This window comes from Ignavigranum ruoffiae, from assembly GCF_900110675.1.
GTDB lineage: Bacteria > Bacillota > Bacilli > Lactobacillales > Aerococcaceae > Ignavigranum > Ignavigranum ruoffiae.
This window is the reverse complement of record NZ_FOEN01000006.1, coordinates 118,140-130,993: the sequence shown is the minus strand read 5'-3', so window position 1 is coordinate 130,993 and position 12,854 is coordinate 118,140. Positions and strand designations below refer to the sequence as shown.

Sequence of the window (12,854 nt, the reverse complement as noted above, 5' to 3'; positions counted from 1 at the left end):
TGATTCAGAATCTGAGATGGACGTGCTCAACGATTCAGAGTCGGATACTGAGGTACTTAGCGATTCAGAAGCAACTATGCTATTAGATTTCGAAATGCTAGTTGAAAGTGATTCTGATGCTGAAACGCTGATTGAATCACTTAAAGATTCAGAATATCTAATGGAATAGGAATTTAAATTACTGATTGAAATACTAGTACTTGTTGATAGCGAGTCACTCTCTTGCGAATTAAGTAATAAAGAATTTGATAATGCTTGTGCTGCAGCTGTGGATTGAGCTATGACAACTGCCAGACTCATACTCGTCGATTGAGATACACTTTGAGACAGTAAAGAATTTTGGCTATTCAATACAGATTGAGATGTGGACTGTGATCTACTTACACTCAATGAAGCTGTTGAAGCAGACGTCGATAAAGACGTACTTACAGAAGCTCTTGAGGTAGAATTGGCAATCCCACTAAGACTGGCTGAGGTAGAAACGGATTGTGAATAAGAAGTAGAGGCCGAAGCAATCATCGATGCATTACTTTGACTCCGTAGTGATTGACTTTGCGAGAAACTAGTATTTAATGAATCTAGCGTTGATTGAGAAACACTTAAAGAACTCATCTTAGATTGACTGGCTGATACAGATAAACTACTTCTGGCAGATTCACTGAGTTTAGTACTATCCGATAGTCGATTCGATTCACTCATCGAAGCACTCGCACTGGTCGCATTAAAATTGCTAAGATCTTGTGATATAGAGGTTGAATCTTTAGCTGTCAAGCTTGAAGCTTGGCTATTTAAAGTACTTACAAATTTGGCGCTCTCACTTTGACTTACTGAAACAGATAGAGAATTTTGTGAAGCGACTGAATCACTCAAAGATTGTGATAAGCGATCAGATTGCACAGATTGTGATGCAGACAAGGAATCTGAAGTCGATGCAGATATTGATGCTGAAGTATTCAATGATAATGAATCCTGTTGTCCCAACTCAATAATAGTACCCAGGGTTGGATTGAGACCATTAGAACTACGAGCAACCAAAGCTACAAACTTCTCTGTCGTTGGGATTTTATTGGCTGCAATCGAAATATTGCTTGAACCATCGACAATATAATAAGTGCTACCATCTGCCGCCTTTTGAGGAAGACCTGGTAAGGTAGTCGTTCCATAAACCTTATTCATATCATACTTCCCAGTTAATGGATCAAAGGATACTAAATCCACAATAATTCCAGCCGTGTTCGTATTGGTTACATTAATTGGCGTGCTGATTCCTGTCGTCGAATCAGTAATAGATGATTCAAACTTATCAATAGTAATTGGAACCGTCGTAGCTTTAGTAGTATCAATCATATTCGTGCTTGTAGTCGGTGTTCCTGGAATATAGTCTTTACCATCTAAAGGATTTGTTTTAGAAACGCCTGCTTCTGGTAAGCCTAATACTTCGACCCCATCTCCTACTCCGTCACCGTCAGTATCTGGATTATTAACATCCGTTCCATAAGCAGATTCTAACTTGTCAGGGATTCCATCATTATCCAAGTCAGATTGGTATAAGAAAGCATTGGCATATGAACCCGCTAATGCCTTACCATCATTGACATTATTTTTTGAATCTAAATAATCTGCCGTTATCCAAGACTCAAAGGTCATATCCGCTTTATTAGCTAACAAATCGGAGATAGCCATCAAACCAGCCGCATCATTGTATTCATCTTTCAACGTATATTGAATAGTATAAGCCCGTGTTTGACCTAATGTTCCCCAAAATACATTATCATTTAAAGTGTTTCGTGCTGATTTCAGCTGAGTAGTAGTTTGATTATTTAAAATACTAATCGCTGGTGTATTGGCAGTATCCACCACTCCATCGGGACCCACTACTAACTTAATCGGATTGGTCGGATAACTGGCAGTATTTACCGGACCAATATTTCCAGCATAATCTGAATTATATAAATAAACCCGATCCAAATTAATATATGGAATTAACTCGGTTGGAATTAATTCATGAATATTTAAAACCCAGTTATTATCTGATTCCAAGAAGTTCTCATCAGGTTTAAAGATATGGGTCGATTTAATTGAGGTACCGTCCAATACAGTAGGAACAGCCGTCCCCTTATAGGAATTTGAGATACCCGCTTGATCTTGTGGGACTAAGTTTACTTTGTTGGTCATCCGCCCATTGGTAAATTTACTTGCGAAACTAGCTGCATCGGTCACAGCGGTAGTGCTCGAAATATATGAGTTGTCATAACTCGTCATCATCAGTTGATTGTTCGTATTCACTAAGAATGATTGCAAACCGTAGTTGCCAGTTAAGCCTAGGCTATCTAGTGTCGCCCCATTTTTCAAAGTGATTGTAATCGTGTCATTCTGAACAGAACCTAATGGTCCTAATTGCATGCTAGCTAAATCTAATGACCAGTATTTACCGCCTTCAAAGATTTGGAAGTACTTAGGCGTTCCCGTTCCGTTATTACTGAAACTTAAACTAGCAATATTGTCGTATAATTCAGAGTTCGCGAATTCTACCACATACTTTCCAGCAAGAGTACTATAATCAGTATTGGGACCCGTAGCTGCGAAACTATCAAACCAAGAAGTCAAAGTCATGGTAATTGTATTGCTAGTCCCAGATCCTCTAGCCGGTTCTTCCAATCCCATATAGCGGATTCCTGAAGCTTTATAAACCACGCCACTCAGTTGGGGGATGGTTGAAGACTCGAGGGTTGAACCTGTTGCTGCCATAGGCTCAGTGGCCGCCATCGCAAACAGCATGGTACCAGAAATTTCATTTGGATTAATTCCTAACGATTTTAATTGAGCATCTCTTAAATCATTTGGGTTTACCAAGACAATCCCTGAATCAGGAACAGTCTCACTGGTACCGTCATTATAATTAATGACTAAATTACCAGTCGCTGGATCTGTATCTAAGACTGGTAAATCTTCAATAACTTTTACTGGAGCTATGTTGCTATCAATTACAGTAGAATTTAAATCATTTTCTGAAGTTGTTGGAAGAACTTCACTACTGACTTCAGTATTTAAAGTAGACTGAGGGCTTACCGTTTCAATCGTATTCAAATCCTGGCTAGTCTCACTCATCGAATCTTTCAAGCTTTGTGATATAGATTCAGAACTACTGATCGATTCGCTCGTTTCTGTCGATAAAGATAAACTTAATTGTTCAGACTGACTTTCCGAGATTGACTCAGACAAACTCAGGGACTCAGATTCACTCATTGATTCAGAAATTAAGGTTGATTCTGATTCAGAGATAGAATTTGATAAAGCTTGTTCGCTGAGTTCTTGACTAATAGAAGCAGAAGTAGACTCAAGGTTCTCAGTACTTTCAACGGTGGTCAATTCTTGACTTTGACTCGTAGTTTCGGTCAAACTCGGTTGAGAGATCGCTACTGAAGTTTCTTCAGCTAAGAATTCTTGATCAACTTCTTGTGCATAGGTTAAATTATTATCTAAAAAAATACCTCCAGATAAAGCACCAAAAGAGAGAGCGCCTTTTAGAGCGTTCTTGACGATGTGATGATTTTCATCGACGGCTTCATCTGAGATATCTGCAGACTCAATATTTAAAAAACCAAGACGGGTTAACCCAATCCTTATCCACCTATTTCCAATTTTACGCATCTTAAAACGAGTCAACCTAAATGACTCGAAATTTTCCTTTCTCATATTCTACCCTTTTCTTCAATTTTTAGACATAAATAATGACAACTTGAACTCATTATAGGAAATAAATCCACGACAATCAACATTTAAAAGCTTTGATTTCTAAATTTTCAAAAATTATTTTGCGAAATTTACAACATTCATTGAGAGGAAGGGGTAGGTGAAATTTTGCTAAAGGCAATATATTTTCATCACGCTCAACTTTGGCTTTCTAAAATAAATAAGACGATTGAATCATTTCAATCGCCTTTCATAGACTCACCAACAGTCTTTAACAAAGAGCCCCTATGCTGCCCTTTTTGTCTTATAATAGACATAAAAAAACACGACAAGCTAAGAAGCCTGCCGCATCAACTTTTAATTATTACATTTTCACAACATTAGCTGCTTGTGGGCCACGTTGGCCTTCTTCAATATCAAAAGAAACAGCTTGTCCTTCTTCTAAAGTTTTGAAGCCTTCGCTTTGAATTGCAGAAAAATGTACAAATACATCTTCTTCACCATCGCGTTCAATAAAGCCAAAACCTTTATCAGCGTTAAACCATTTAACTTTTCCTTCTGCCATGTAACATACCTCCCCATACCAAAAATTTATTTCTGTCCCGGTACGAAAAGAATGTTACAGATCACTCTAAACAAAATGTCCTACCTGATTACAAAAACATAAGTATATATTAGCATAAATCTGACAAAATACAAGTTAAAGCCCTATCATTCAAAAATATTTGTTTCTTCTCGCAAACTCAAATAGCGTTCTTGGCCAATAATAATATGATCCAAGATTTCAATTCCCATGATTTCACCACAGACAATCAAGCGTCGGGTAAAATCTAAATCAGCTTGCGAGGGTTCAACATCGCCGGAGGGGTGGTTATGGGCAATGATGATACGAGCAGTGGGAAACTTCACCGCTTCTTTAAATATTTCGCGTGGATGAGCCACACTGGAGTTGACAGTGCCCATAAAGATGGTTTTCTTCTTAATGATTTCATTCTTGGAATTCAAAAAAAGAGTCAATAGATGCTCTTGATGAAGTTGGGCCATCTCTTTGACTAACCATTGCCCTGCGATTTCAGTTGACATCATGGTCCCCAGCTTGGGTTGGGTGGCCATACTCATCCGATAACCGAATTCAATCGCCGCTTTAATTTCAATCGCCTTAATTGGGCCGATGCCCTTCACTGCTTGTAATTCATCAATCGAGGCTTGCTGTAAACTCGCCCCCGTCTCAAAATGACAGAGAATCTGAGTCGCTAAATCCAGAACATTACATTGTTTAGTTCCCGTTCTTAATAGAATTGCCAACAATTCATAATCAGCCAGGGCTTTCTCGCCATAATTTAGTAGTCGTTCGCGAGGTTGTCCATTAGTTGGCAGTGAAGCAATCTTAGAATTCATAATTTCTCCTCCCATCCTATCTTAGATAAGAGAATGGGAGGAGAAATCCGCTTAACGATTCTGATTTACAATAAATTCTCGCACATCAGAGACAAAATATAAAGAACCGGTTAAGAGTAAAAGATGCTTAGCTTCAGCCGGTCGCCCTAAATAGTCTGACAAATAGGCTTGCCAATCAACCAACTTAGGGAAAGTATCCAGCTCATGCTGTTCTATTTCTTGATAGTCTTGGGCAGTCATGGCTTTTTCATGACCAAATTCGGTTAAGAAAATATCCCGAGCCGGGAAATTCATTAACAAAGGTAACTGCTCAGCCTGATTCTTAGTCGAAAGACCTGCATAAATGATCGTGTAATCGTAATCGGCAAAATACTCATCCATTGTTTGGCGCAAAGCATTCAAACCTGCTGTATTATGGGCGCCATCGATGTAAACCAGTGGATTTTGATGGACTTTCTCCATTCTGGCCAGCCATTGAGTCGTTTCGAGACGATGGCTTGCTGCTATCCAATCAATGTTCTGACCTTGAATCTGATCCATCCACAGACTAAAAGCCTGGAGAGCAACGGCTGCATTATCGACTTGATGATACCCTAGCATTTGAATATGAAAGTTCTCTCGGTAAGAATCATTAGCCCAGGTAAAACGACTGCCCAATTCTTGGACATTCTCAAGTTTTTCAATCTGGTAATCGTGATCAAAGGCCGAGAGCACTGCTTCTTCTTTTTTGACCTTTTGCTTAATAATTTGCAACAAGTCTGGTGCAATTCGCCCCGTTACTACTTGAGCATGGTCTTTAATAATGCCAGCTTTCTCATAAGCGACATTCTCAATCTTATCTCCGAATTTATCAGCATGATCTAAGCCAATGGTCGTGATTACCGCTAGCTGGCCGTCAAAATGAATGGTTGCATCTGTATAACCACCAATTCCCACTTCAATCAGACAAACATCTGGCTGTTTCTTGGCAAAGTAATAGGCTGCCATCACCGTATACAATTCAAAGAACACTAATCGACCAAAAGGAGTACTGGCCATATATTCATTGACTTCGACCATTTTATTTAGGACCTCAACTAATTCTTCATCTGAAATATTCTGTCCGTTATAAGAGATGCGTTCATTAAATTTCATGATATGAGGCGAAGTATAAGTGGCCACTTTCAACCCCTGACTTTGTAATAAATCTCTTAAGAAGGCAGTGGTCGATCCTTTACCATTGGTTCCTGTGATATGGATAACGGGTAACCCTTGATGGGGGTTTCCTAGGTAGTTGAGGGCATGGCCAACTTTCTCTACCGAGATTGCTTCAGCCGATTTATGTTGATCATTCATCCAGGCTAAAGCCTGTTCAATCGTTTGAAATTTCATCGAAGGACTCCTTTATTACAAAACGGTTCTCAGAATTGAGCCGACATTGTAAAGTTATTCTATAATTGTTTTAATTGTTCAATTTGATTACGAACAGTCTGCAATTGTTTCTGGTAGCTGGCGCCTTTTTCTTTTTCTTGGTTGACAATGTCTGCGGGGGCTTTGCTAACAAAATTATGATTGCTTAATTTCTTTTCTACACGTTGGACTTCTTGAGCCAACTTATCTGCTTCATTCTCTAAACGTTTAATTTCATCTTCTACTTTAATTAAGCCCAACAGAGGCATCATCACTTTAACATGAGGCGTCGTTTGGGTCACGACTTGTTCTGGTGTTTCTAGGTTTTGACCTATCTGCAAGCTACCTGGATGACAGAAGCGTTCCAAATAAGCTGCATTTTCTTTGAGCATGGTTTCAATCTGTGGATTCGTCACTTCTAAGTAGAGATCGACCGCCTTGGCCATTCCCGTGTTCATTTCATTACGGATAGTCCGAACAGCTTTAATCACATCGATTAAGACTTCCATGGCGGCTTCCGCTTGAGGATTGCGATAGTTATCATTAACCGTTGGGTATTCTGCCACCACAATCGATTGACCTTCTTCAGCGATTTGTTGCCAGATTTCTTCGCTGACAAATGGCATCACCGGATGCAATAAACGTAGGAACTGATCCAAGACATAGACCAAGATTGACTGAGTACTTTGATTGTCTTTATCTTGTTGTAAGCTTTCCTTAGTCATTTCAATATACCAGTCACAATAATCATTCCAGATAAAGTGATAGAGAATTCGACCTGCTTCACCAAATTCAAATTGATTGAAGAGACGCGTCACTTGATCGATGGTCTCTTGTAAGCGTGATAGAATCCACTGGTCAGCTAAGGTCAGATCTGAACCAATATTTATTTGATCCAGGGTCATGCCATCCACATTCATTAACACATAGCGACTGGCATTCCAGATCTTATTAATAAAGTTCCAAGCGGCAGCCATTTTCTCTTCGGAGTAGCGAACATCTTGGCCTGGGGTTGAGCCATTAGCTAAGAACCAACGCAAAGCATCAACTCCATATTGGTCGATAACATCCATTGGATCGATGCCATTACCTAGAGATTTGGACATCTTCCGCCCATCTTCAGCGCGAATCAAACCATGAAGTAAGACATTCTCAAAAGGTCTTTCACCGGTAAACTCTAATGACTGAAAGATCATCCGTGATACCCAGAACGTTAAGATATCGTAGCCAGTCACTAAGGCATTGGTCGGGAAATAACGTTGGTAGTCTTCCGTCTTCTCTGGCCAGCCCATCGTGGTAAAAGGCCATAAAGCAGATGAAAACCAAGTATCTAAGACATCGGGATCTCGTTGCCAATTCTCTTCATCAGCCGGAGCTTCTAGACCCACATAGACTTGACCGCTCTCTTTATGATACCAAGCCGGAATCTGATGTCCCCACCAAAGTTGGCGCGAGATCACCCAATCGTGGATATTCTCCATCCAAGTTAAGAAAGTTTGATTAAAGCGAGCTGGGTAGAATTTCACGGCCTTGTCGGTCGCTTGATTTTCAATGGCTGCTTTCGCCAATGGTCCCATCTTTACAAACCATTGGGTGGAAAGATAAGGTTCAACGACAGCATCAGACCGTTCAGAGTGCCCCACGGAGTGAACCATCTCTTCGATTTTTATCAGGTATCCAGCTGCTTGTAAATCTTTAACGATTGCCTTACGAGCTTGGAAACGATCTAAACCAGCATATTTACCCCCATTTTCATTAATGGTTGCTGACTTATCCATCACATTAATCCGGGGAAGATTGTGACGGTTCCCCACTTCAAAGTCATTTGGATCATGGGCCGGGGTGATCTTAACCACACCCGTTCCAAATTCCATATCAACATATGGATCCGCAATCACTGGAATTTCACGATTAACTAAAGGAAGAATTACTTTCTTTCCAATTAAATGTTGGTAACGAACATCACTTGGATGAACTGCAATTGCTGTATCGCCTAACATGGTTTCAGGACGGGTCGTCGCGATCTCTACCCGCTCATCGGAGCCCACTACTGGGTAAGCGATATGATAGAAGGCTCCTGGATCGTCTTTATGGATGACCTCGATATCAGAAAGGGCGGTCTGAGCAACAGGATCCCAATTGATAATGTATTCCCCCCGATAGATGAGACCTTTCTCATAGAGGTCAACAAAGACCTTGTTAACCGCTTTGTTTAAGCCTTCATCGAGGGTAAATCGTTCCCGATCATAATCAACTGAAATTCCCATCTTGGCCCATTGTTGACGAATAGTCTGAGCATAGTCTTCTTTCCATTGCCAAACTTGATACAGAAAGGCTTCACGTCCTAATTCGTGACGGCTGATTCCTTCTTCCACCCGTAATTTCTCTTCAACCTTAGCTTGGGTGGCAATACCCGCATGATCCATCCCAGGCAACCACAAGGTATCATAGCCTTGCATGCGTTTCTGACGGATGATCATATCTTGCAGAGTCACGTCCCAAGCATGACCTAGATGTAATTTCCCGGTTACATTTGGAGGTGGAATAACAATTGAATAAGGTTCAGCATCTGGATCTTGACTCGGCTTAAAGACACCTTGGTCCAACCATGTCTGATACCTACCTTTTTCAACCAACTGGGGCTCATATTTTGTTGACATTTCTTTCATAATGACCAATTCCTTTCTAAATAAAAAATCCTAAGCAATTGCTTAGGACGAAATTTTCCGTGGTACCACCTAAATTAAATAGTATAAACTATTCACTCTCTAAGTCTTAACGAACTTCTCCGTGATCAACTACTCTGCTTTCACTGATCAAGCTCCAAGCTACTTTCGCTAGAGTTGAAGGCTTTCAGCCAATGACCTTCTCTCTTAGAGTTCTAGCTACTTCTCTTTTCATCGCTTCATATTCGACAAAATTCTATCAAATAAAAGCCGGGATAGCAAGTTGTCCCAGCAATCCTCTGTAAATTTTATAAATCTGATCGACAGAATTTTCTTTCTAGGTCATCATTTACTTAAATAAGGATGACCTTCTATATAATAACGCAAGGGTTTGTGAGTCCACTCCCCTTTGTTAGGGATGCCTATGCGAGGGCCAACTCCCAGCTTGGCATAAGATAATCGTTGTGAGAAATCGATGCGTAAACCCGGACCTTGAACCGACTGACCATAATAGGACATATTAATCCCTAAGGCTTGACTTAATTTTGCTGGCCCATTGCTTATCAATATTCCCGACTTTCCTCGTCGTTGAGCCATTAAATCCCGACCTTGATAGGGTTCAAGTGCCCGAATCATAACGCCAGTTCCTTGTCCCGGATAGCCAGACACCACATTGATTAGAATATGCCCCCGCATTTGATACAAATAAAAGACACCCAAACCTTGATAGAGGGCTGACAGTCGCGGAGTTTGCTTTCTTTGATAACTATGACTGGCTTGATCCTCAAAGCCTAGATAGGCTTCAGTTTCCACAATCCAACCCGAACACCTTCCTTCGTCTGACTCATGAACCAGCAGACAGCCTATCAAGTTCTGGGCCAGTTCAGTCGTTGGTGTGTCCCGATTGAACCAGTCGGGAATCATAATTCCACCTGACTAAAAACATGGGAAATACTATCTTCAAAGACTAAAGCACCAGGATAAGTGACTTGTAGAGGCGATTTATTAATAATCACCATCTGATCTCCTTGAAAGTAATTAATAAAACTCGCTGCCGGATACACTACTAAAGACGTCCCAGCTACAATTAACAGATCAGCTGAACGAATCGCATCAATCGCTTGCATAATGGTCTGCTGGTCTAAAGGCTCTTCATACATTACAATATTGGGCCGAACAATACCGCCATCTTCGGGACAACGTGGTATCCCCGCTTCATCTCTTTGCAGTTGATCGACTAAATAATGTCTACCACAAGTTAAACAATAATTGTCATAGACACTTCCGTGAAGTTCATAGACCTTACTAGAGCCAGCCAGTTGATGTAAGCCGTCAATATTCTGAGTAACGACACTGACATCCTTGCCCATTTTTTCTAATTCTACTAGAAAAGTGTGGGCCAGATTAGGTTGAGCTAAAGGATAGACCAATTTATCAAAATGAAAATCAAAATAAACTGCTGGAAAGCGCTTAAAGAAACTATGCGAAATAATTTGTTCTGGACGATACTGGTTTCCCGTTTCTTGCATAAAGATACCATCCGCCGAACGAAAATCGGGAATGCCACTTTCCGTAGAAACACCGGCGCCGCCGAAAAAAACAATCCGTTGACTTTGCTTCAAGGCATCGGTTAAGGCCTCAATTTGCTCCGACATTCAATCATCTCCTTAATGACATTATATCAAAATTAAACCGTTTGCACTTTTTTATCGGACATGGGTCTAGTATAATAACTTAGAATAGATAAATGGAGGTCATTATGACAAGTCAAGCCGAAGAAACTCAGATTGCCGCTAAAAAATTTGCCGAAAACATTCGCGATCTCGCACAATTCCGCCAAATTTATTCAGCCGCGCTTAATGAGATTCATACCAAATTTCTCAACTTGGATCAAGAGTTCAAGGTTACCTATGAACATAATCCCATTCATCATATTGAGAAGCGTTTAAAATCTTTAGACAGTCTGATTGAAAAGATGGATCGTTTAAACCTTCCTATTACTTTGCAGGACGCTCAGAATCATATTCATGATATTGCGGGTGTTCGGGTCATCTGTAATTATTTGGAAGATTTATATACCATGGAGCGATTACTACTAAGCCAGAACGATGTGCAGATTATCCAGCGTGAAGATTATATCAAAGAGCCCAAAGCCTCTGGCTATCGCAGTCTCCATGTGATTGTTACTATTCCAGTCTATCTTTCCCGTGGCGCCTTACAAGTTCCCGTAGAAATCCAATTCCGAACCGTCGCCATGGATATGTGGGCCAGTCTTGAACATGAATTAAAATACAAAGCGAAGCATAAACATACCCTTTCAGATGATAACCTGAGTAAACTCCTAGATTGCTCTGAGCAATTAAATCAAATTGAACGTAAAATGCAAGACATCCATAAGGAAGTCATGCCCCCGCTGACCCTTCGAGGAGAAATCTAAATTGAAATGTTTACTCTGCCAGCATGCCTGTCAATTATTTAACCAGAACCCTTTTGGTCATTTCTGGTCCTGCCCGCATTGTCGGGCTATTTGTCGTGATCCAAAGGAATTTCTTAGCCAACAAGCTGAACGTCATCGTTACCTACTCCATCAAAACGCGCTCGACAATCCAGGCTATCAGCAATATTTCGTCAGTATCATCGATCAGGCCATCTCGCCCTTCTTTTCTCTAGGTCGAGATAGCCTCGGACTAGATTATGGATCGGGGCCCCAGCCAGTATTAGCTCAAGTGATGGATAAATACTATCAGCAAAAGGTGGTTAATTTTGATCCTTATTTTGCTACGGATACTAGCTTACTCAAGGATCAAGCTTATCAACTGATTAGCTGCATTGAAGTTGCAGAGCATTTTCACCTGCCCGCTTCTGAATTTAGACAGCTCCACCGACTTCTAAGCCCCAAGGGGATATTATGCCTGTGTACTCACTTTGCCCCTCAAGAACGAAAGGATTTTGAACAATGGTGGTATATGCATGACCCCAGTCATGTCATCTTCTATGCTCTACCTACATTTACCTATATCGCCAAGCAGTTTGGCTTTAAGATTCTAGCCACCGATTCTAAAAGCTGGATAACTTTAAAGAAGATAGCTTAATCTTCGCTGATGGTGGCTTGGATACTTTGACAGGCTTGTACTGCTTTCATTCCGCCTTCGATCACAACCGGTTGCATTCCTGCCCGCGCTAATAAAGAGGCCGCTGTAGTCGCTCGGTTTCCTGAACCACAGAGCAAATATTGCTTATCTTCATGATTTAATTGATTAATTTGTGATTTTAGCTGGGCTAGTGGAATCGAAAGTAAATTTTTCTTTGGCGCTGGCCGAGTTATTTCAGCCTGTTGACGGACATCGATTAATTGATAAGCGGTGTGATTGATTGCTAAGAAATCTTCGGCAGGGATGGAAGCTACGCTCTGGAGCATGTCAGACGGGAAAGCAGCAAACTCAATAAAACCTATGGATGAATAACCTTCAGAAATATCTTCAATGGTTTGGATTAAACTGGAATCTGTTTGGTCAATGATCCAAATAATCGCCTCATCTCTATTTAGAACCCCTTCAGCATAATTACTAAAATTATTCAGGGTCAAATTGATGGAACCTGGAACAAAGGCTTGACGAAATTGACTGGCTTGACGTATATCAACGAGCTGATAAGGTTGATCAGCTGTTAAAGTTTGATAGGAAAGTTTATTCATGTTTTACTCCTCAT

10 protein-coding genes and 1 other annotated feature are annotated in these 12,854 nt (G+C 40.6%); of the genes, 2 read left to right on the top strand and 8 right to left on the bottom strand.

The features are described 5' to 3' along the window. The 7 genes from BMX34_RS06295 to BMX34_RS06265 form a co-directional block, all read right to left on the bottom strand. Positions 1 to 3,696: hypothetical protein (locus BMX34_RS06295; RefSeq protein ID WP_143440735.1), on the bottom strand; the 3,696-nt coding region annotated here is incomplete at its 3' end. Positions 3,697 to 4,057: 361 nt separating this feature from the next. After that, complete coding sequence (locus tag BMX34_RS06290; RefSeq protein WP_092571934.1) at positions 4,058 to 4,258, bottom strand: cold-shock protein; 201 nt, start codon at positions 4,256 to 4,258, stop codon at positions 4,058 to 4,060. Positions 4,259 to 4,404: 146 nt separating this feature from the next. Beyond that, positions 4,405 to 5,091, bottom strand: coding sequence for a RadC family protein (radC, locus tag BMX34_RS06285; protein WP_234971684.1), 687 nt, complete (start codon positions 5,089 to 5,091; stop codon positions 4,405 to 4,407). 51 nt (positions 5,092 to 5,142) lie between these two features. Beyond that, entirely contained in the window at positions 5,143 to 6,462 is a 1,320-nt protein-coding gene (locus tag BMX34_RS06280; protein ID WP_092571932.1) for a bifunctional folylpolyglutamate synthase/dihydrofolate synthase, read from the bottom strand. Between the two features lie 59 nt (positions 6,463 to 6,521). Then, on the bottom strand, positions 6,522 to 9,149 hold the full coding sequence (locus tag BMX34_RS06275; protein WP_092571931.1) for a valine--tRNA ligase: 2,628 nt from the start codon (positions 9,147 to 9,149) through the stop codon (positions 6,522 to 6,524). A 40-nt stretch (positions 9,150 to 9,189) separates the two neighbouring features. Continuing rightward, positions 9,190 to 9,390: a binding site (T-box leader), on the bottom strand. A 101-nt stretch (positions 9,391 to 9,491) separates the two neighbouring features. Continuing rightward, entirely contained in the window at positions 9,492 to 10,070 is a 579-nt protein-coding gene (locus BMX34_RS06270; RefSeq protein ID WP_092571930.1) for a DNA-3-methyladenine glycosylase, read from the bottom strand. Further along, positions 10,067 to 10,801 carry an NAD-dependent protein deacylase gene (locus BMX34_RS06265; protein WP_092571929.1) on the bottom strand — a complete coding sequence of 245 codons (735 nt, stop codon included), beginning with the start codon at positions 10,799 to 10,801 and terminating at the stop codon, positions 10,067 to 10,069. Before BMX34_RS06265 ends, BMX34_RS06270 begins: the two co-directional genes overlap by 4 nt. 104 nt (positions 10,802 to 10,905) lie before the next feature. Between BMX34_RS06265 and BMX34_RS06260 the strand changes: the two genes are divergently transcribed. After that, the gene (locus BMX34_RS06260; RefSeq protein WP_159428869.1) at positions 10,906 to 11,583 is read left to right on the top strand and encodes a GTP pyrophosphokinase; all 678 of its coding nucleotides are present in this window, start codon (positions 10,906 to 10,908) and stop codon (positions 11,581 to 11,583) included. A gap of 1 nt (position 11,584) precedes the next feature. Further along, entirely contained in the window at positions 11,585 to 12,238 is a 654-nt protein-coding gene (locus BMX34_RS06255; protein WP_092571927.1) for a class I SAM-dependent methyltransferase, read from the top strand. On the opposite strand, the gene BMX34_RS06250 is transcribed toward BMX34_RS06255, so the two are convergent. Then, a complete protein-coding gene (locus BMX34_RS06250) occupies positions 12,235 to 12,840 on the bottom strand; it encodes a rhodanese-like domain-containing protein (RefSeq protein ID WP_092571926.1) in 606 nt (201 codons plus the stop codon). The two genes, BMX34_RS06255 and BMX34_RS06250, sit on opposite strands and share 4 nt — an antisense overlap. Positions 12,841 to 12,854 lie beyond the last annotated feature (14 nt).